Source organism: Rhizobium subbaraonis, assembly GCF_900220975.1.
Classification (GTDB): Bacteria; Pseudomonadota; Alphaproteobacteria; order Rhizobiales; family Rhizobiaceae; genus Mycoplana; species Mycoplana subbaraonis.
The window spans coordinates 55,363-75,603 of sequence record NZ_OBQD01000014.1; the positions used below are offsets into that span (position 1 = coordinate 55,363).

General features: G+C 64.1%; 18 protein-coding genes. 2 read left to right on the forward strand and 16 right to left on the reverse strand.

What is annotated here, in order from left to right:
- Nucleotides 1-27: 27 nt before the first annotated feature.
- The 7 genes from CRO48_RS20835 to CRO48_RS31850 all read right to left on the reverse strand — a co-directional run bounded on the left by CRO48_RS20835 (nucleotide 28) and on the right by CRO48_RS31850 (nucleotide 6,106).
- Nucleotides 28-1,260, reverse strand: a complete 1,233-nt coding sequence (locus CRO48_RS20835) for an ABC transporter substrate-binding protein (RefSeq protein ID WP_097141788.1) — start codon at nucleotides 1,258-1,260, stop codon at nucleotides 28-30.
- Nucleotides 1,261-1,359: 99 nt separating this feature from the next.
- Entirely contained in the window at nucleotides 1,360-2,127 is a 768-nt protein-coding gene (locus tag CRO48_RS20840; RefSeq protein ID WP_097141789.1) for an SDR family NAD(P)-dependent oxidoreductase, read from the reverse strand.
- A 13-nt stretch (nucleotides 2,128-2,140) separates the two neighbouring features.
- Nucleotides 2,141-2,881, reverse strand: coding sequence for an SDR family NAD(P)-dependent oxidoreductase (locus CRO48_RS20845; protein ID WP_407071945.1), 741 nt, complete (start codon nucleotides 2,879-2,881; stop codon nucleotides 2,141-2,143).
- A complete protein-coding gene (locus CRO48_RS20850; protein WP_097141791.1) occupies nucleotides 2,878-3,723 on the reverse strand; it encodes an ABC transporter permease in 846 nt (281 codons plus the stop codon). The genes CRO48_RS20845 and CRO48_RS20850 overlap by 4 nt, the downstream gene beginning before the upstream one ends.
- A 2-nt stretch (nucleotides 3,724-3,725) precedes the next feature.
- The gene (locus CRO48_RS20855; protein ID WP_097141792.1) at nucleotides 3,726-4,625 is read right to left on the reverse strand and encodes an ABC transporter permease; all 900 of its coding nucleotides are present in this window, start codon (nucleotides 4,623-4,625) and stop codon (nucleotides 3,726-3,728) included.
- 48 nt (nucleotides 4,626-4,673) lie between these two features.
- Nucleotides 4,674-5,747: an ABC transporter ATP-binding protein gene (locus tag CRO48_RS20860; protein WP_097141793.1), complete on the reverse strand. Its 1,074-nt coding sequence runs from the start codon at nucleotides 5,745-5,747 to the stop codon at nucleotides 4,674-4,676.
- Nucleotides 5,714-6,106 (reverse strand): hypothetical protein, encoded by a 393-nt coding sequence (locus tag CRO48_RS31850; RefSeq protein WP_141402087.1) that lies wholly within the window; start codon nucleotides 6,104-6,106, stop codon nucleotides 5,714-5,716. Before CRO48_RS31850 ends, CRO48_RS20860 begins: the two co-directional genes overlap by 34 nt.
- A gap of 180 nt (nucleotides 6,107-6,286) precedes the next feature.
- Here CRO48_RS31850 and CRO48_RS20865 point away from each other — a divergent pair, with 180 nt between their 5' ends.
- Nucleotides 6,287-7,297 carry a GntR family transcriptional regulator gene (locus CRO48_RS20865; RefSeq protein WP_097141794.1) on the forward strand — a complete coding sequence of 337 codons (1,011 nt, stop codon included), beginning with the start codon at nucleotides 6,287-6,289 and terminating at the stop codon, nucleotides 7,295-7,297.
- Nucleotides 7,298-7,393: 96 nt separating this feature from the next.
- Here CRO48_RS20865 and CRO48_RS20870 read toward each other — a convergent pair whose 3' ends face one another.
- Genes CRO48_RS20870 through CRO48_RS20890 form a run of 5 tightly spaced genes read right to left on the reverse strand, consistent with a single transcriptional unit; the run spans nucleotide 7,394 to nucleotide 11,613 of the window.
- A complete protein-coding gene (locus CRO48_RS20870; RefSeq protein ID WP_097141795.1) occupies nucleotides 7,394-8,362 on the reverse strand; it encodes a 5-oxoprolinase subunit C family protein in 969 nt (322 codons plus the stop codon).
- On the reverse strand, nucleotides 8,352-9,227 hold the full coding sequence (locus tag CRO48_RS20875) for a 5-oxoprolinase subunit B family protein (RefSeq protein WP_097141796.1): 876 nt from the start codon (nucleotides 9,225-9,227) through the stop codon (nucleotides 8,352-8,354). Before CRO48_RS20875 ends, CRO48_RS20870 begins: the two co-directional genes overlap by 11 nt.
- On the reverse strand, nucleotides 9,227-10,612 hold the full coding sequence (locus CRO48_RS20880; protein ID WP_097141797.1) for an acetyl-CoA carboxylase biotin carboxylase subunit: 1,386 nt from the start codon (nucleotides 10,610-10,612) through the stop codon (nucleotides 9,227-9,229). Before CRO48_RS20880 ends, CRO48_RS20875 begins: the two co-directional genes overlap by 1 nt.
- On the reverse strand, nucleotides 10,609-10,851 hold the full coding sequence (locus tag CRO48_RS20885) for an acetyl-CoA carboxylase (protein WP_097141798.1): 243 nt from the start codon (nucleotides 10,849-10,851) through the stop codon (nucleotides 10,609-10,611). Before CRO48_RS20885 ends, CRO48_RS20880 begins: the two co-directional genes overlap by 4 nt.
- A 15-nt stretch (nucleotides 10,852-10,866) precedes the next feature.
- Nucleotides 10,867-11,613 (reverse strand): 5-oxoprolinase subunit PxpA, encoded by a 747-nt coding sequence (locus tag CRO48_RS20890; RefSeq protein WP_245423614.1) that lies wholly within the window; start codon nucleotides 11,611-11,613, stop codon nucleotides 10,867-10,869.
- A gap of 304 nt (nucleotides 11,614-11,917) precedes the next feature.
- Here CRO48_RS20890 and CRO48_RS20895 point away from each other — a divergent pair, with 304 nt between their 5' ends.
- The gene (locus CRO48_RS20895; protein WP_097141800.1) at nucleotides 11,918-12,817 is read left to right on the forward strand and encodes a LysR family transcriptional regulator; all 900 of its coding nucleotides are present in this window, start codon (nucleotides 11,918-11,920) and stop codon (nucleotides 12,815-12,817) included.
- A gap of 48 nt (nucleotides 12,818-12,865) precedes the next feature.
- Here the strand turns inward: CRO48_RS20895 and cysG are convergent, their stop codons facing one another.
- The 4 genes from cysG to nirB all read right to left on the reverse strand — a co-directional run bounded on the left by cysG (nucleotide 12,866) and on the right by nirB (nucleotide 20,232).
- Nucleotides 12,866-14,533: a siroheme synthase CysG gene (gene cysG, locus CRO48_RS20900; protein ID WP_102026012.1), complete on the reverse strand. Its 1,668-nt coding sequence runs from the start codon at nucleotides 14,531-14,533 to the stop codon at nucleotides 12,866-12,868.
- Nucleotides 14,505-17,201, reverse strand: coding sequence for a nitrate reductase (locus tag CRO48_RS20905; RefSeq protein ID WP_097141802.1), 2,697 nt, complete (start codon nucleotides 17,199-17,201; stop codon nucleotides 14,505-14,507). The genes cysG and CRO48_RS20905 overlap by 29 nt, the downstream gene beginning before the upstream one ends.
- 114 nt (nucleotides 17,202-17,315) lie before the next feature.
- Entirely contained in the window at nucleotides 17,316-17,645 is a 330-nt protein-coding gene (gene nirD / locus CRO48_RS20910) for a nitrite reductase small subunit NirD (protein ID WP_097141803.1), read from the reverse strand.
- A 136-nt stretch (nucleotides 17,646-17,781) separates the two neighbouring features.
- Nucleotides 17,782-20,232 (reverse strand): nitrite reductase large subunit NirB, encoded by a 2,451-nt coding sequence (nirB, locus tag CRO48_RS20915; protein WP_097141804.1) that lies wholly within the window; start codon nucleotides 20,230-20,232, stop codon nucleotides 17,782-17,784.
- Between the last annotated feature and the right edge of the window lie 9 nt (nucleotides 20,233-20,241).

Genomic DNA, 20,241 nt, shown 5'->3' on the forward strand with positions numbered 1-20,241 from the left:
GGGGAAGGAGACGCCGTCACAGTCTGGTTATGCGTTCAGGAACTCGTCCCACTTCTGCACGAGGTGGTCGTATTCATCCGGCCACTGGTGCCAGTAGGCGACCTTCTGCGAGCGCTCCTCGAGCGAACCGCCATCACGCAGGTCGCCTTCCTTGATGCCGCGTTCGGCCGGGCCGACCCAGGGCTTGCCCTCATACCAGAACGCATATTTCTCCGGAGACATCGCGTTCTTGATGTTGGTGGACGGCGAATAGTAGCCCTGCTCGGAGACGGTGATCCCCGGCTCGCCGGAGAGCCAGTAGTCGGCATAGGCGATGACCGCCTCGCGGCTCTTGGTGGAGGCGATCATCGACGGGCCGATCGCCCAGCCGCGGGTGCCTTCCTTCGGAACCGCATAGCGCGCCGGCTTGCCCTGCGCCTTGACCGCCATGACGGCCGGCTGCCAGGCATCGCAGACGACCATTTCGCCCGAAGCCATGAAGTTGACGAGTTCGCCGAAATCGCCCCAGAGGGCGCGGAACTGACCGTCCTTCTTCTTGGAGATGAGGAAGGCGGCCGCTTCGTCGATTTCCTCAGCCGTCGGGTTGCCGGGGTTCTTGGCTTCCAGCATGCCGAGCGAGTTCATGGCGAGGATGGCCTGTCCAATGGCGATCAGCGGATCGGTGTTGAGGCCGGATTTGCCGCGCCACTTGGAATCGAAGATCGCCGTCCATGTGTTGGCCTCCTCTTCGGAGAGGACGTCGGGGTTGTAGCCGATGGAGTCGTAGTTGTAGACGGTCGGCACCATGTTCAGCATGGTCTGCGCCTCGTCCGTCCAGATCTGGCCGACGATCTGGGCGCTGCGGTCCCACTTGTCGCTCGCCGTGGTGAACGTGTCGCGGATGCTGTTCCAGTTCTTCAGTTCGGCTGCGGGAATGGGCGCGACATTGTCGGTCATGACGATCGACGGAAGACGCTCGGCGATGATCTCCCAGCAATCGTAGTCGTTCGAACCGGAGAGGATCTTGGTCTGCGCATCGGGGAAGGTGGACGCGGTGCCGGATACGGAGCCGACGCCGTACTTCTCCTTGAAGGTTTCGAGAATGCGTTCCTGAACGGTCGTCGAAAGGCCGATCGTGCGCAGCTGCTGGCTGGCGAGATCGGCTGCCTGAGCGTAGGCCAGGCGTGAAGACAGGAAGGGCGTACCCGCGCCCATGGCGAGCGCCATGGCACCTGCAGACCGCTTCAGGAGCGAGCGGCGATTGATTTCCATCTTGGACATTCTCTTCTCCAGTTTTGGTTGTTCCCAGGAACGCTCCTTGGAGCGCCCTCTTGATTGCCGTCACCGGCCGGAGGTTTCTGTTCCGGCCTTCCGTGCGGTTCAGTACCGCCCCACGAGGAGGCCACCATCCACGACCAGCACCTGGCCGGTCATGTATCTCGCGGCCTGAGAGGCCAGGAATGCGATGACATCCGCGATGTCTTCGGGCGTGCCTAGCCGCCCCATCGGGATGAATTCGGCCGCCTTCTCGGCGCCGGCCGGGCCGAGCGAGTTTTCTTCGGAGAGCAGCTGCGCGGTGCGGATATAGCCGGGCGCGATGCCGTTGACCCGCACGCCGTCGCGGGCGAGCTCGACCGCAAGTCCGCGCACCAGACCGATCACCCCGGACTTGGCCGCGGAGTAGTGCACGTGCTCGTCCCAGCCGTAGGCGATGCCCATGATCGAGGAGAGGGCGACGATGCTGCCGGACTTGCGGGCGCGCATGCCGGGTGCGGCGGCGCGGACCAGACGGAAAATGCCCTTCAGGTCGATGTCGAAGGTCAGGTCCCACTTTTCATCCGTCAGCTGGGCAAGCGGGGTTCTATGGGCGATACCGGCATTGGCGACGATGACGTCGATCCTGCCGTGGCGCTCCTCGACATCGGCAACCAGCGCATCGGTTCGCTCGGTGGAGCGGACGTCATAGTGCTGGAACTCGGCGGAGCCGCCCGAGGCCGTGATCGCATCGACCGTTTCCCTTCCTTCCTTTTCCAGAATGTCGGTAACGACGACATGGTCGCCGAGCGCCGCGAACGCCTTTGCCGCGGCCTGACCGATGCCGATCCCGGCGCCGGTGACGATAACGATACGCTTTTGGCTTGCTGACATGATTTTCGTTCCTTCAGAGCATGACGTCGCCGGAGTTCGGGCCAAGCGTCTGGCCAACGAACAGGCTCGCCTCGTCGGATGCGAGGAAGGCGACGGTTGCGGCCACTTCCTCCGGCTCCCCGAAGCGGCCGAGCGGCAGTTCGGACTTCTTGCGCTCGCGCCATTCCCGCGAGAGTTCCATCACCAGTGGCGTGTTGATCGGGCCGGGTGCGACGACATTGACTCGGACGCCGCGGCTCGACACCTCGCGGGCCAGCGATTTGGTCATGCCGATGATCGCCGCCTTTGCGCCTGAGTAGTGGGCAAGCTCGATGCCGCCGATCTGGCCGAGTTGCGAGGCGATGTTGACGATCGAGCCCTTGCCGGCGGCGAGCATCGGGCCGAGAACGGCCTTGGTCATCAGGAAGGTGCCGCGAACATGCACTGCAAACATGCGGTCGAAGTCGTGGACCTCGAGATTCTCGAAGAGCGCCTGGTGGGCGATGCCGGCATTGTTGACCAGAAGGCCTACCGTACCGTGCGCTTTCACTGCCGCCGTATGGATCGAAGCCGAGTCGGCCTCCGAGGAGACATCGCCGGCGAAGGCGACGGCGGCGCCGCCCCTGGACCGGATGCCTGCAGCGACCGTCTCGGCGCGCTCAAGCGACAGATCGTTGACGAGGACCCGGTAGCCGTCGGCGCCAAGCCGCTCGGCTATCGCCCGGCCGATGCCGGACCCCGCGCCGGTGACGATGGTGGATATGCCGGACATCATGCTTCCTCCTGGACGGCGATACGCTTGGCGCGGCGGACGGAGAGGCCCATCAAGACTGCGTAGACGCTAAGAAGCGCGAACGAGAACAGCGTCGTCAGGACCCCGAAGGCGAAGACGTTGGGGTGCACCTCGACCGAGAACGTGCCGTAGATGGCGAGCGGCAGCGTAAGGTCGCGGCCGGACGCGAAGAGCGTGCGGGAAAACTCGTCGTAGGAGAGCGTGAAGGCGAACAGCATTGCCGACAGGACGCCCGGGAAGATCAGCGGGAAGGTGACCTTCCTGAAGGTACGGGCCGGGCTGACGCCGAGCGACCAGGAGGCTTCCTCGACGCTGGAATCGAAGCGGTTGAAGATCGCCAGCATCACCAGGAAGGCGAAGGGGAACGTATAGACGACGTGCAGGACGAAAGCCGTGCCCCACCAGTGGCGCTCGATGCCGAGCGTGTTGGCGACCAGTGCCATGCCGAGGCCGACGAGCACGCCGGGAACCATCATGCCGAGCACGATCAGATAGAAGACCACGCCGGAACCGGTGAACTTGCGGCGGAAGGCTTGTGCGGCGGTGACGCCGAGGATGGTGGAGACCACCATGGTCATCATCGCCAGAAGCATCGAGCGGCCGAGCCCCTGGTCGATCGGCAGCGGTGCGATGCGCGAGGGGGGCGTGAGGCCGAAGAGATGCTTGTACCAGTAGGTCGACCATTCGATGATCGGAAACTGTGGCCCGCCCTCCGGACCCGTCTGGAACGACAGGATGGCAAGCACGACGAGCGGGCCATAGAGGAAGACGAGGAAGAGCGTGGTATAGACGCCGAGGCCGAACTTGATGCCGCTTGCGTTCATGGTCAGAGCTCCTTCCTGAGATCGACGACCCGCAGGAGAGCCGCGACGACTGCGCCCATGAGGATGGTGAGGACGACGCCGGCGACCGCCGCGAACGCCCATTTCAGCGATCCGACCTGGGTGACGATGATGTTGCCGAGCAGGTTCACCTTGCGGCCCGAAAGTGCGGCCGAAGTGGCAAATTCGCCGAGAACCATGACCGAGACGAAGATGGCGCCGACGACCACGCCCGGCATGGAGAGCGGCAGGATGATGGTGCGGAAGATCCGCCAGAAGCCGGCGCCGAGATCCTTGGCGGCTTCTATGATCGAGGGATCGATGCGGCCGAGCATGAAGGCGATCGGGCCGACCATGAACACGCAATAGATCTGTGTCATGCCGATGATGACGGACAATTCGGAGAAGAGCAGCACCTCGATCGGCTGGCTGATGATGCCGATCTTCATCAGGATCATGTTGATCGCGCCCTCCTTGCCGAGCATCGGCCGCCAGGCCAGCACGCGGATGAGGAACGAGGTCCAGAACGGAATGACGCACAGCACCAGCAGGACGGTCTGCAGCGTCTTGTTCTTGACGAACAGGCCGACGAAAAGGGCTGCCGGATAGCCGACCACGACCGTTGCGGCGAGCACGATCAGCCAGATGCGGACGGTGGTCCACAGCGCGCCCAGATAGGTGTCGGAGGTGAAGAAGGTGATCCAGCTCTTCAGCGTCAGCGTCGGCTCGATCTTGAAGGTGGTCTGCGTCCAGAACGACACGTAGAGCATCATCGCGAGAGGCAGGACGAGGAAGAGCAGCATCCACAGGACGCCCGGCGCAAGCAGCCACAGCGTCTTGCCCGACGGGCCGTTGGCCGCAGCCTTCTCGGTTTTGATTTCTTCGGTGACGGCGGTCATGGTCATCTCGCAATTCTCCGCGAACGGGCTGGGAGGCAGCGGCGTGAACTCGGCTCAAGCGAAGACAAGGGCGTCCTCCCTCTTCCAGGCCAGCGCGTAGCGCCTGTGCGGTTCGTAATTCTCCGGCGCCCGGTGGCTGAGGTGCGCCTCCACCTCGAACACCTTCCCGTCATCGAGCGAGAAGAAGGCGTTGACGGCCGAACCGGTGTATTCGCTGGCGATGAACGTGCCCTCGATCTGTACCTCGTCGGCAGTCGCCGCAGCCCCTGCCGGGCGGATGTCGACCCGGTCGTAGCGGATGGCATAGGCGGGATCGGCAGCCCTTTGCGGGTGCCCCTGGAAGCCGAGCAGGCCTTGCGCAGTTGCAAATCCGCCATCGGCCATCTTGCCCGAGAACAGGTTGTAGCAGTTGAGGAAGCGGGCCACTGCCGGCGAACAGGGTCGGTTGTAGATGGTGTCGGAATCGCCCTGCTGGGCGATGCGCGCCCGGTCGAGCACCAACACGGTGTCGCCCATGGCGAGCGCCTCGGTCTCGCTGCCGGTCACATGCAGGAAGGTCACGCCGCAACGTTCGCGGATCATGCGCAGCTCGCTGCGCATGCGGGCGCGAAGGTTGGCGTCGAGCGCGCCGAGCGGCTCATCGAGCAGAACCATCTGCGGCTCGGTGACGAGCGTGCGCGCAAGCGCCACGCGCTGTTTCTGCCCGCCTGAGATCTGCGTCGTGGCGCGGCCCTCGAGACCTGCGAGCCCGACCAGCGAAATCATGTCGCGCACCTTCCTGTCCAGCAGCTTCATGTCGGTGACCGGATCGACCGCGCGATTGACCAGTCCGAAGGCGATGTTGTCGTAGACCGACAGGTGCGGAAACAGGGCGAAGTTCTGGAAGACGAAGCCGATATTGCGCTCGTGCGGCGGGGTGTTGCTCACATCCTTGCCGGAAAAGCGGATCGCGCCGCTTTCGGGCTGTTCGAAACCCGCGATCACGCGAAGCAGCGTGGTCTTGCCGGAGCCGCTCGGCCCCAGCAGCGAGACATAGGAATCCTCCGGCAGGGACAGCTCGATCCCGTCGAGCGCCCTCAGGTCACCATAGGTCTTCACGACATTGGAAAGTTGAAGCACGGCCGACACTGTTCATCCTGCCAGTTTGCAGGCGGTATGCATTCGGCAACGGCGATCCGTTCGCTCAGCCAGCAAAGGCCGAACGGCGACAAGCCTATAGCGCTCGCACGCAGACGCTCCGCGCGCGATCGAATGATTCCACCAAAGTTAAAGTTTGCGTTCAGTTCCCCGCGCTTCTGACCGGCGCGCTTGTTGTGATCTAGAATACATAAATGGTTTTTGTACTCAATAGACTTTTTTGAATTTTTTGCATTGTCGGAGCGGGAGGTGGCGGGGTTGTCGGCAGCGTCGCTTGCAAACGCGTTCATGTGCCTCAGAAATGCGCGCGGTCTCGCCTGTTGGCGCGCATTCCGCGCGCGCAGCAGCATCGCCCGCGCTCTGCACGCAGCGCGGTGTCCTGTTTTCAGCGCTATCGACGCCGAATTATGTCAATCCTTCTTGTCAATTGTGTATGCAAAATGCATTTATAGTCGTCTATCGAACTTCAATTACAGATCGCGTACAAACGGATGACCACTCGGGCGCCAGAGCGAAGGTATCTTGATTTCATGGCCGACAACCGGACCGGACAGAGTACGCAGCGTCGCTACGAACTTGCCGAGCACGTGCTGCGGAAGAACATCGTCGAGGGCACGCTTCCGGCCGGCCTGGTGTTGCTCGAGGGCCCGATTGCCGAGATCCTGCAGATTTCGCGCGCACCGGTGCAGCGCGCGCTGCAGACGCTCGAGTCCGAGGGACTGGTGTCGCGCTTCAAGGGGCGCGGCTTTCTGGTCGGTCCCGGCGGGGAGCGCGTCGAGCCGAACCGCGCCGACATAAAATCGATCGGCCTCGTCGTCCCCCAGCACGTCGACGAAGCTCTGCAGAGCCGTTCCTCCTGGGAGCGGATCTACAACACCGTCGAGAAGGACGTCGCCGGGTGCGTCGTCTTCGGGCAGTACAGGATCATCGAAACCGAGCTTGCCAGCCACTTCAACGTCAGCCGAACGGTCGTGCGCGACGTTTTGGGCCGCCTGAGCGAGCGGGGTCTGGTTCGCAAGAACCAGAGTTCTCACTGGGTTGCAGGACCGCTGACGGCACAGACGGTCAAGGAACATTTCGTCCTGCGCAAGATGCTCGAGCCTCAGGCGCTGATCACCTGTGCACCATACCTCGACCGCGGCGCGCTGAAGCGGCTTTTCGATCGCCTCACCGAGCTGGAGAAGCTGCACGCGCTCGACGTCCAGCGCGACCCCGAGGACATCCAGACACGCTTCATCGAAACCTGTGTCCTGTCGACGCCGAACGAGAAGCTGCGCGACCTGATCGCAAACAACCTGCTGCCCGTCGCCGCGACCGAGCGCCTGCTGCGCCGGCTCGGCCTGCCGGGCGAGCCTATCCTCATCACCGAGCTGCGGCTCGTCGTGGAACTCTTGATGCGCGGGGCGGTTGCCGCCGCCGCCGCCATGCTCGAAAGCCATCTCGACGCCTCCGTCAACCGCACGATCGCCCAGATGAAGATCGTGGCGATCATCCCGGGGCCGAGCGTTACCGCCGACTACCTCACCCGCGTCATGGAGTAAGGCGCTCGCCTGCCCCCGTGCTCTTTCGGGATCGCGCCGGATGACGATGGCCGCAACGCTTTTTCTCGCAGTCGTCCCGGCCATCGCCCTATCCTCCTAGAACAGCGCCTTGATCTGCCCGACCAGGGCGGCTCGGTCCTTGCGCGCTTGCAGCGCCGCCTCAATGTCGACCTTGACGAACCGGGTCGGCGTATGCGGCTGCATCTGGCCGATCAGGTCCATGTCGGCGGAGATCACCGTTCCGATCATGAAATAGCCGCCGCCGGAGACGGCATCGCGGTGCAGGATGATCGGCTCGGTACCGCCGGGCACCTGGATCGATCCGTAGGGGTAGCAGCTGTCGACGATGTTGGAGGGATCCGAACCGGCGCCGAACGGCTGCTCGCGCGCCACGAAATCCAGCGGCCTGCCGCCGCGGAACCGGTAACCCATGCGATCCGCCTCGGGCGCGACTTTCCATTCGTCCTCGAAGAAGTTCCTGCCGGCCTGTTCGGTGATGCGGTGCCAGTAGAGGCCAGGGACGACGCGCAGTTCCGTCGGCATGCCCGGCCTGCGGCGCAGCGCCTCCGGGATCGTTTTCCCCTCCGTGGCCTTGCGCACCTCGCCCACCGGCAACTCGTCGCCAGCGGCGATCGCGCGGCCATGGAAGCCGCCAAGCGCGCCGATTGGATAGGTCGAACGGCTGCCGAGCGCTATGGGAACGTCGATGCCGCCGGATACGGCGATGTAGATGCGCGCGCCGCCCTTGAGGAAATCGAAAGTTAGCACCTGCCCGGCCTTCACCGCAAAGGCCGTCCAGCCGGGCTGCTCGACGCCATCGACCTTGATGGGCATCTCCGCGCCCGTGACCGCAACCATTGCATCCTGGGTGAATTCAAGCTTCGGCCCGATGAACACGGCCTCGAGGCCGGCAGCCCCCTCGTCGTTGCCGACAAGAAGATTGGCCGCCTTGAGCGACAAGCGGTCCATCGCTCCACCTTCGGGAATGCCGAGATGGAAATAGCCCGGTCGGCCGAGGTCCTGTACGGTCGTGGCGAGGCCCGGATGGATAACCTTAATGGCCATTGAGCACGCCCTCCAGCTTTGCGTTGTAGCCGTCGATGTCGTTCTGGAACTCGCGCAAGTCGAACCTGACCTCGCGGATCGGCGGTGCAAACCGGCCCTTGTCCACGTCCTCCACGGCCTGATCGTATCCGTCGCGATCGACCGGCTTGAACTTCACGATGTCGCCGGGACGGAAGAACACCATGAAGTCCTTCAGATAGCTGGTCTTCTGCGTGGGGTCGTAGATAGGCATCGGCGTGATGCCGAACATCTGGTAGCCGCCGGCGCCGCGCACCGAGTAGATGCAGCCGAAGCAGCCGCCATGGCCGACCGTCAGACGCGGCGTGTCCGTGCGCGGACGCAGGTATTTCGGTACCTGGATCTGCCGCTTGCGCTCGACCATCTGGTACATGAACGGCAGGCCGGAGACGAAGCCGACCATTGATACGAACCACGGCGAACCGGAATGCGCCTTGATGAACTCGTCGACAGAGGCGTAATTGTTGATGCGCGCGGCATAGTCGAGGTCGGTGCCCGTCGGGTCCTGATGGCGCTCGCGGAAACGCATCAGCGTCTCGTGCGTCCAGGGATCGTTGTAGAAGACCGGGATCTCGACGATGCGGGTAGTGATGACGGGCTCCGCCTTCGTGGCCGCAGCCTCGATCGCCTTGACTTCCCTCAGCACGTCGTCGGGGTGGATGACATCCGGATTGAACTTGATCTGGAAGGAGGCGTTGGCCGGGCAGATCTCGGTCACGCCCTTGATGCCCGCCTCTTTGATGCCGGTCGTCATCGACAGGCTGTTGAAGAACGCCTCGAGCGACATGTCCTCGCTGCATTCGACGAACAGGTGCTCGTCGCCTCCAAATGAATATCGCATGGGCATCAGGCAGCCTCCTCGAGGGCGGCGAGAGCCGCGGGAAAATCCGTTTCAAGCCATGATTCAAGAAAGCGCGTGTGGAAATCCGCTTTTGCCACCAACGGATCGCCGGCCAGCGCCAAGTGCAGCGGAACCGTCGTTGGCAGGCCCTTGATCTTGAGGCCGCGCAGTGCGTTTTGCAGGCGTTCCAGGCAGGCTTCGCGGGTCTCCGCCCAGACGATCAGCTTGCCAAGCAGCGAGTCGTAGAAGGGCGGCACCGTGTAGCCCTCATAGAGCATGGTGTCGAAACGGATGCCCTCGCCTTCCGGCACGACCAGTTTCTCCACCGTACCCGGCCCCGGCAGGAAGCCCTTGGAGGGATCCTCCGCATTGATGCGGCATTCGATGGCGTGGCCGTGGACCTTGATGTCTTCCTGGCGAACGGAAAGCTTTTCGCCGCCGGCGATGCGGATCATCTCGGCCACGAGATCGATGCCGGTGATCATCTCCGTCACCGGATGCTCGACCTGGATGCGGGTATTGACCTCGATGAAATAGAATTCGCCGCTGACCTCGTCATAGAGATATTCGACGGTACCGGCGCCGCGGTAGTTCACCTCACGGGCAAGCGCCACCGCGCTGGCGCAAAGGGCGGCCCGTACATTCTCAGGCAGGAGATGCGACGGGGCCTCCTCCCAGACCTTCTGACGACGCCGTTGCAGCGAGCATTCGCGCTCGAAGCAATGCACGGCATTCTCCCCGTCGCCGAGGATCTGCACCTCGACGTGGCGGGCACGCGTGATCACCTTCTCGATGTAGAGACCGCCGTCGCCGAAGGCGGCGAGCGCCTCGGCGGAGGCCTGCGGGAAATGACGTTCGAAATCCTCCATCGTCTCGGCGATCCGGATGCCACGGCCACCGCCGCCGGCGGCGGCCTTGATCATGACCGGAAAGCCGATCTTGCCGACGATCTCACGGGCAATCTCGACGCTGTCCACGCGGCCGTCGCTGCCGGGCACAGTCGGCACGCCGGCGCGCTTGGCGACCTTGCGCGCCTCGACCTTGTCGCCGAGCAGGCTGATTGCCTCGGGCTTCGGGCCGACGAAGATCATGCCGGCGTCTTCTACGGCCTGAGCAAAGGCTGCATTTTCGGAAAGAAACCCGTAGCCGGGGTGGATAGCATCGACGCCGGACTGTTTGGCGGCAGCGATCACCGCCTCGATCTTCAGGTATGACTTCGCGGCGGACGGCGGACCGATATCGATCGCCTCGTCGGCGAGCTTGACGGCCAGCATGTCGCTGTCGGCTGCGGAATGCACCTGCACGGTGCGGATGCCCAGAGCCTTGGCCGCCCGGATGATCCGTACGGCGATCTCGCCGCGATTGGCGATCAGCAGCGAGCGGATCGTCATGCCTCAACCTCGGCGATCACCTGGCCCGCCATGATCGGTTCGGCGTCGTCCACCAGGAAGGTGACACGGCTTCCGGCGATGCCTGCAGGGATCTCATGAAAGGTCTTCATCACTTCGATGAGGCCGACCACGTCGGTCGCGGCGACGGCATCGCCATCGGACTTGAAGCTGGGCGCATCCGGAGACGGCTTGCGGTAGAAAGTGCCGGGAAGCGGCGATCTGATCTCGAGCTTGCTCATGATGTTCTCCGGAAATTAGACTTTGACGATTTCGGATACGGGGGCGATGCGAATGCCCTCGGCGCGCAGCGCATCCCGCATGTGGCGGACGATGTCCAATGCGCCGAGCGTATCGGAGTGGAAGCAGATGCTTTCGAACGGGACCTCGATATCGTGGCCGGTGACGGCGGTCACCCTGCCCTCGACGCAGGCGCGGACCACCTTGCGGGCGATTGCGGCCGGGTCCGGCCGGCCCGCATCGCGCGTGAACACGATCGAGCCGCTCTCATCATAGTCGCGGTCGGCATAGAACTCGCGGATCGCGGGCTGTCCGGCTTCTTGCGCCGCCCGCTCGGTCGCCGAACCCGCCATGCAGAAGACGAATGCATTCGGCGCCACCGTGCGCATGTAGGTGATGAACTGCTGGGCGAAGTCCGGATTGACCGCCATTTCCATGTAGAGCGCGCCGTGCGGCTTGATGTGCTGCAGACGGGCGCCGTGGCGGCGCGCAAATTCGCGCAGCGCGCCGACCTGGTAGGCGATATCGTTGACCAGTTCGCGGGAGGTGCCGTTGATGCGGCGACGACCGAAGCCCTGCAGGTCGTTGTAGCCGGGATGCGCCCCGATGCCGACGCCGTGCTCCACGGCGAGGCGAACCGTCTGGTCCATCAGGTTCGGATCGCCAGCATGGAAGCCGGCAGCGATGTTGGCGGAGCTGATGTAGCCCATGAGGCTCGCGTCGTCTGTGTCGCCGACGTGCCAGCGCCCGAAAGCCTCGCCCATGTCGCAATTGATATCTACTACCTCGAGAGCCAAAAGCCTCTCCCATTCTGCTCGTATTTTTTGCACTGCAAGACGATGCACGCGATTTCGTCAGAAGACGCTACGCGCAAATTCGACATTTGAAAAATTCGATTTTCTCATGTTTATTATCTGAATATTAGATTTTGTCGCCCATTTTGTGAGCATCGCAATCAACTGTTGATTCAGGTGCTTATCGTCAAAATGGGCACGAGTTGGCCAGATTTTAAGCCGATACCACGACTGGGTATCTGAAAAACGGAAGATAGGTATCTGGAAATGCGATATGGCGCTCAGTCTTAAACAGGTCAGGTACTTCATCGCTACAGCGGAATCCGGGCAGGTCTCGCAAGCCGCGGTCAACCTGTCGATCTCGCAGTCCGCTGTGACCACGGCGATCCGCGACCTGGAGGAGACGGTCGGGGCGCAGCTTTTCGAGCGCACGCCCCATGGCATGGACCTGACCTCTGCCGGCCGGCAGTTTCTCGCCCATGCCTATGACATCATGAAGAAGGTCGCCGAAGCCCAGCAGCTCAACCTGGTGACCAGCGAGGTGACCGGACGCCTTACGGTGGCGGCAACCTACACCGTCATCGGCTACTTCCTGCCCTATCATATCGAACGGTTGCGCCGGCAGTTCCCGGGTTTAGACATCCAGCTTTTCGAGCTCAACCGGGAGTCGATCGAGGAAGGATTGCTGACCAACCGATACGACATCTCGGTACTGCTGACCTCGAACATCCTGAACCCGGAATTGCAGACGGAGAAACTGCTGAGTTCTCCGCGCCGCCTGTGGCTTCCCGCCCGCCACAGGCTTCTGTCGGTGGGAGCGGTCGGCCTGAAGGAGGTCGCCGAAGAACCCTATATCATGCTGACGGTGGACGAGGCCTCGCACACCTCACTCAAATACTGGACCCAGACGCCCTACCAGCCCAGCATATCGCTGCGCACGTCCTCGGTGGAGGCCGTCCGTTCGCTCGTCGCCAACGGGCAGGGTGTCGCGATCCTGTCGGACATGGTGCATCGGCCGTGGTCGCTGGAGGGCAGACGCATCGAAACGCTGGTGCTTCAGGACGACATACCCTCGATGGACGTGGGCCTCGCCTGGCGGCGCAGTACCGAGTTCTCCCCTCAGATGTCGGCGTTTCGCGCCTATTTCAGAAGCGCCTTCCATCTTCCGGAGTAAATACGCCCAAGGCTCGCCGGTTTCGCCCCTACGCCCAGCCAGCGCGCGCTAAGGTCGCGCATGCAGGGCTGCCGCCTTCTGCAATTTGGCCGGCGCGCTTCGTGGTGCGGTTTGGCATCGAACCGCACGGGCTTCGAAAACGGCACCGACACCGATCAGGACCGGGTCATCGAAGCCGATTGTGGCGATGCCCGCCGGAATGCTTTCCACTGTGCCCAGCCAGCGTTTCTCGGACGGCCTGCTGACGTTGCTGACGATGACGGCAGGGGTCGCCGGCGGCAGGCCTTCTTCAGCGAGCCGCCCGGCAATAAGACATGCCGTTCGGCCCCCCATGTAGAAGACGGTCGTTGTCCGGGGATCGGCCACCGCACGCCAGTCGACATCCGTCGGCAGGCCGCCATGGCGGGAGTGGCCGGTGATGAAGCGGACGGATTGCGCGCAGTCGCGATGGGTCAGTGATACACCAAGACGCGAAGCCATGGCGCTTGCCGCAGTGATGCCGGCAACGATTTCGACGGGAATGCCTTCCCGCTCCAGCCTTTCGATCTCCTCGCCCGCGCGCCCGAAGATGGTCGCGTCCCCCGATTTCAGTCGCACGACATGCTTGCCGGCCCGTGCCAGCGTCACCATCATGTCGTTGATGTCCTCCTGCCTGCAGCTTTCGCGGCCGCCGCGCTTGCCGACCAGCATTCGCCTGGCTTCGCGGCGGGCGAGTTCCAGCACCTCGTCGGACACGAGGTCGTCGAACAGGATCACGTCTGCGGATTGAAGTGCCCGCACCGCTTTGAGTGTCATCAACTCGGCGTCGCCCGGCCCGGCTCCGACGAGCGTGACGCGCCCGGTGGCGGGCGCTTCCGCGAGCCTTTCGGCATCTGCAAGAAGCGCCCCGCCGACGCCCTCCTCCGGCGTATCCGTTGTTGCAAAGGCGCGGTCGACGAAGCGTTCCCAGAACGCCCGCCGTTGCGGGCCCGGTGCCAGTCTCCCGTTGACGCGGTCGCGCATGGACCGGGCAAGAGCGGCCCAGCTCTTCAGGCTGCGCGGCAGCAAGGTCTCGATCCGTCGGCGGATCGCCTGCGCCAGGATGGGGGCTGCGCCATCGGTGGAGATCGCGACGACCACCGGTGACCGGTTGACGATCGAGCCGAACTGGAACTGGCAGTAGGCCGGCTTGTCGATGACGTTGACCGGAACGCCGGCCACACGGGCGGCTTGAAAGAAGGCACACGCCTCGTCCTCATCCTCGCAGTCGGCAATTGCGAGTGCTGCGCCGTCGAGGATTTCGGGATACCATGGCCGTGGATGATGAAAGTATCGTCCGCGGTTCGTCTCTTCTCCCCGCAAGCGGGGCGAAGGGGTTTCGCGGTTGCCGTCTGACACCCCGCCGGTTTGGTCGCCGATCTCCTTCAATGTCGCGGGCAATGTCGCGGGGCTCACCGTGACCTTGTCCCCTCTCCCCGCGCGCGGGGAGAGGGCTAGGCTGAGAGGCAAATCCGCTGCGGGAGCTCCAATCAGCTGCGCGAAGCACTCTGAAAGGTCATCGGCATAGACATGCACCTCGGCGCCGCATGCGGCCATCAGTTCCGCCTTCCAGGCTGCTGCGTCGGATCCGCCGGCCACGATCACCTTTTTGCCTTCCAACGACCAGAACACGGGAAGCGTGGCGAGCGGTTCCATGCGGGCGGGCGCGTCATTCCGCGGCGGCTGTAAGACATCCATCGATGATCCCCCTGATCTCTGCGCGGCAGGAGCCGCAATTGGTTCCGGCATTGATTTCCTTGCCGACGGCCTCGACGGTGTGGCAGCCGCCGCGGACGGCGGCGACGATCTGGTTGACACCGACGGAAAAGCACGAGCAGACGGTCGCGCCCGGATCGGATATGCCCGCGCCGGGGCGGCCGGCGACGAGGGTGAACCGCTTGCGCAGGTTGCCGTGTTCGGCGGAAAGCTGCGAAACCGCCCAGTTGCGGGCAACGGCAACGGGTTCGCGGGCCAGGAAGAGGGCGGCCAGCAGCCGGTCGCCATCTAAGAAGGCGAGCCGCAGGTCGCCGGTCTGGCGGTCGGCATAGCCGAGCGGCTCCACATCAGGAGAAAGCGCGAAGGTGTCACGGCACCATGCCGTCCAGTCTACGACCTCGGTTGCGAAGGCAAGCTCGATCCGCCATCCGCCATCCGCCCTGGCGAGCGCCCAGTAGTCGGCCTGCGGTGTCGCCGGCTTGGCGACCGATACGGCAAAACCATAGAACGAGGCGGCGAAGGGCTGGGCGCTGACGGCGACGTTCTTCGAGGCGGGCTGGCCGGACACCTTGTCCGTCAGCGGCGGCACGAGCGTATCGATCCGGGCCCTTGACGCGAACTGGTCGTTCCAGTGCATCGGCACGAAGATGTTACTGCGCGTCTGCCGGTCGGTAATCAGAGCGCGGACGATCGTCTTGCCATGCGGGGATTTCAGTTCGACGAGGGCGGCATTGCCCACGCCGATTTCGATAGCGTCTCGCGGGTGAAGCTCGGCGAAGGGCTCCGCGATGTGGGCGGACAGGCGGGCGCTCTTCCCGGTTCGCGTCATCGTGTGCCACTGGTCGCGGATACGGCCGGTGTTCAGCGTGAAGGGATAGTCCGTACTCGTCCGGTCGGTCTGGGCGGGGGTCACGGCGACGAAGCGGGCCCGGCCGTCCGGATGGTAGAAACCGCCGTCCGCGAAGAAGCGCCTGGCCTTTTCCTCCTTTCCGCCGCCGCCGGTCGTATTGCTGGCGGAGGCCTTGATACCGTTTGCCGGCGCAGGCCATTGGAAGGGGGGCAGCGTCCGGTAGCTCTCTCGGTCCAGCCCGACATAGGCCCCTATATCGAAGTCGCGGCTGCCGTTGTTCTCGAAGGCTGAGAGTTCGGCGTGCTCATCAAAGATCTCCGCGGGCGCGGCGTAGCCGAAGCCTGCAAAACCCATGCGGCGGGCGACCTCGGAGAGCTGCCACCAGTCGGCGCGCGCCTCGCACGGCGCCCGCAGGAATGGGCGCTGACGGGAGATGCGGCGCTCGGAATTGGTCACCGTGCCGTCTTTCTCGCCCCAGCCGAGCGAGGGGAGCAGAACGTGCGCGTGGCGCGCGGTATCGGTGGTCTTCAACACATCGGAGACGACGACGAAGGGACAGGCCTTAATGGCCGCCTCGACCGCGGCAGCATCCGGCATCGACACCACCGGATTGGTTGCCATGATCCAGAGCGCCTTGATGCGGCCGTCGGCGACCGCGTCGAACAGGTCGACCGCCTTCAGGCCGGGGCGTACGGCGATCCTGGGCGAGGCCCAGAAGCGCTGGACGCGGTTGCGGTCGGCCGCGCATTCGATCGCCATGTGGGCGGCGAGCATGTTGGCGAGCCCGCCGACCTCACGCCCGCCCATCGCGTTCGGCTGGCCGGTCAGCGAGAAGGGCCCCATGCCCGGGCGGCCGATACGGCCGGTCGCGAGATGGCAGTTGAGGATGGCGTTGACCTTGTCGGTGCCTGACGACGACTGGTTGACGCCCTGGCTGTAGCAGGTGACGACCTTTTCCGTGCGCTCGAACAGCCCGAAGAACTGGCGCAACCCACTTGCGCCAAGCCCTGTCCTGTCCATCAGCTCGGTAAAGGTCATGCTGCTCGCAGTGGCAAAGGCTTCGGCAAACCCTTGCGTGTGCATGGCGAGATAGTTCTCGTCAATCGCGGTACTCTTGGCGAGATGGGCGAGCAGGCCGTTGAACAGCGCGACGTCGCCGTCGGGGCGGATCGCGAGATGCAGGTCGGCAATGTCGGCGGTCATCGTCCGGCGCGGGTCGATGACGACTACCTTCATGCCGGGCCGGGCGGCCTTGGCCGCGGCGAGGCGCTGGTAGAGTACCGGGTGGCACCAGGCGAGGTTGGAGCCGGCAAGCACCACGAGATCGGCCAGCTCGAGGTCCTCGTAGGTGCCCGGGACGGTGTCCGAGCCGAAGGCGCGGCGATGGCCGGCGACGGAGGAGGACATGCAGAGCCGCGAGTTGGTGTCGATGTTGGCCGAGCCTATAAACCCCTTCATCAGCTTGTTTGCGACGTAGTAGTCCTCGGTCAGGAGCTGGCCGGAGACGTAGAAGGCGACGGCGTCCGGCCCATGCTCGGCGATGGCGCCGGAAAAGCGCTGCGCCACGAGATCGAGCGCTTCGTCCCAGCCGGCCTGCCTGCCGTCTATCTCGGGATGGAGCAGGCGCCCGTCGAGATCGATCGTCTCGGCCAGTGCAGAGCCTTTCGAGCAGAGACGGCCGAAATTCGCCGGATGATCCGGATCGCCCTTGACCGAGACGGCGCCATCATCGTCGACGCGCGCGATCACGCCGCAGCCGACGCCGCAATAGGGACAGGTGGTTTTCGTTTCAATGGGCATGGGCAGCTCCGTTCGGGAACGTGGCATGCCCGTCTCCCTGCCGGGACCTTGTCCCCGCAGGCGGGGAGAAGGCTGCGGCAGCCGGATGAGGGGCGGTGACCATCGCCATTCCCCTCACTCCGCTGCCATCATCAGGCTTTCGAGCTCGATCGAGAGCGCGCCGTCCTCGTTCTTCACGGGGATCGACCTGACCGCACCCTCGTCTGCGCCAAGCGCCTTGCCGGTCTCGAGCGAGATCACCCAGTTGTGCAGCGGGCAGGTCACTGCCTTGCCGTGGACGATTCCCTGGCTGAGCGGGCCGCCTTTGTGCGGGCAGTGGTCCTCGATCGCGAAGACCTCGTTCTCGGCCGTGCGGAACACGCCGATCTTGCCCTGCGGCGTCCGCACGCAGCGCGCGCCGCGCAGCGGGATATCCTCTATTCTGCCGATGGAATACCAGTTCATTGCCTGTCCTTTCCGTTCCTGTTCCCGCGCGCGAAGAGCCTGCTGCCGGTGGGGATTTCCGGGCGGGGGTTCCTCCTCCGGATGCCGCCCCGCCCGCCGCTTCGCGGCGATTTCGACACTCCAGGGGGAAGTGCGATCACTCCGCGGCCTCGTTGAAACCGACCGATGCCATCGGCCGGAACTCGTGCTTGTCCTTGCCGGAGACGCGCTCCGACCAGGGATCCACCTGGGCGAACGTCTGGGAGAAGACGAAACGGTCGTAGTAAGCCTTGCGCTTGTCCGCATCGCTCATGATCTGGCGGCGGATTTCGTCGAGGCCGACGCGCTTGGCCCATTTGTAGATGCGCTCCAGATAGCGGGCCTGCTCGCGGTACATCTGCGTCAGCGCCACGATGTGTTCCAGCGCCTCGTCCTCGGTCTTCACCAGGCCGAGCACCTCGGTGCCCTTGATGTCGAGGCCGGCGGCGCCGGCAAAGTGGATCTCGAAGCCACTGTCTACGCAGATGACACCGATATCCTTGCAGGTCGCCTCGGCGCAGTTTCGCGGACAGCCGGAAACCGCCATCTTCAGCTTCGCCGGCGTCCAAGAACCCCACATGAATTTCTCGATACGGATGCCAAGCCCGGTCGAATCCTGCGTGCCGAAGCGGCACCAATCGGAGCCGACGCAGGTCTTCACGGTTCGAAGTCCCTTGGCATAGGCCTGGCCGGATACGAAGCCGGCCTTGCCGAGACCGGCCCAGACGGCCGGCAGGTCCTCCTTCTCTATGCCGAGCAGATCGATCCGCTGGCCGCCCGTGACCTTGACCAGTGGTACGTCGAACTTGTCGACCACGTCGGCGATGGCGCGCAGCTCCTTCGCATTCGTGACGCCGCCCCACATGCGCGGCACGACCGAATAGGTTCCGTCCTTCTGGATGTTGGCGTGGACGCGCTCGTTGATGAAGCGTGACTGGTAGTCGTCGGCGTATTCGTCCGGCCAGTCGCAGATGAGGTAGTAGTTCAACGCCGGGCGGCACTTGGCGCAGCCGCAGGAGGTCTTCCACTCCAGCTCCTGCATGACGGCCGGAATGGATTTCAGGCCCTTGGCCTTGATCAGGCGGCGGACGTCGTCATGGCCGAGATCGGTGCAGCCGCACATCGGTTGGACGGCGGCGGGGTTGTAGTTGTCGCCGAGCGTCAGCGTCATCAGCTGCTCGACAAGACCCGTACAGGAGCCGCAGGAGGCGGACGCCTTTGTATGGGCGCGCACCTCGTCGAGCGAGGTGAGCCCTTTTCCCGTAATGGTCGATGTGATCTTGCCTTTGCAAACGCCGTTGCAGCCACAGATCTCCGCGTCATCCGGCAAGGCTGCAACGGCCGCCATAGGGTCCAGCGGCGACCCTCCCTGATAGGCCTGTCCGAAGATCAGCGTCTCGCGCATCTGCGAGATATCGGTCTGCCTCTTCTTCAAGTCGTTGAACCAGGCGCCGTCGGCCGTCTCGCCGTACAGCACGGTGCCGATGATCTTGTTGTCCTTCAGCACGAGCCGCTTGTAGACGCCGGCGGAGGCATCGCGCAGCACGATCTCCTCGCGGTCGTCGCCGTCTGCGAAATCACCCAATGAGAACAGCTCGATGCCGGTCACCTTGAGCTTGGTCGGCGTGTCGGAATGGACGAAGGCGGCGGAACGATCGCCGGAGAGGTGAGAGGCGGCGACGCGCGCCATCTCGTAGAGCGGGGCGACGAGGCCGTAGACCTGGCCTGCCACCTCGGCGCATTCGCCGAGCGCCATGATGCTGCCGTCCGAGGTCAGCATGCCGTCGTCGACGACGATGCCGCGGTTGACGGCGAGGCCCGCATCCCTGGCGAGCCCGACGCTCGGCCGGATGCCGACGGCCATCACCACCAGCGTCGCCGGGATGATGCGGCCGTCGTCGAGCTCGATGCCCTCGACCTTGCCATCGCCGATGATCGCCTTGGTGTTGGCCTTGCAGATGACCTTGATGCCGCGTTCTTCCACGGCCTTCTGCAAAAGATAACCGGCGGCCGGATCGAGCTGGCGCTCCATCAGCGTCGGCATCACGTGCAGCACGGTCACGTCCATGCCGCGATTGGCAAGGCCCGCTGCTGCCTCGAGGCCCAGCAGGCCGCCGCCGATGACGACCGCCTTCTCGCGCGACTGGGCCGCCAGCAGCATCGCCTGCACGTCGTCGAGGTCGCGGTAGGTGATGACGCCGCGCAGGTCCTTTCCCGGCACCGGGATGATGAAGGGGACGGAGCCGGTGGCGATCACCAGCTTGTCGTAGCTCTCGGTGACGCCGTGGTCGGAGGTGACGGTCTTGGCGGCACGGTCTATCGCGACGATCTTGTGGCCCTTGTAGAGGGTGATGCCGTGCTTGATGTACCAGCCGTCGCCGTGAATGATGATCTCTTCGTATTCCTTCTCGCCGGAGAGCACCGGCGAGAGCATGATGCGGTCGTAGTTGACGCGCGGCTCGGCGTTGAAGATCGTCACCTGGTACTGGCCGGGCGCCTTTTCGAAGAGGTGCTCCAGCATGCGTCCCGGCGCCATGCCGTTGCCGATGATGACAAGTTTCTCAGTCATAGGTTCTTG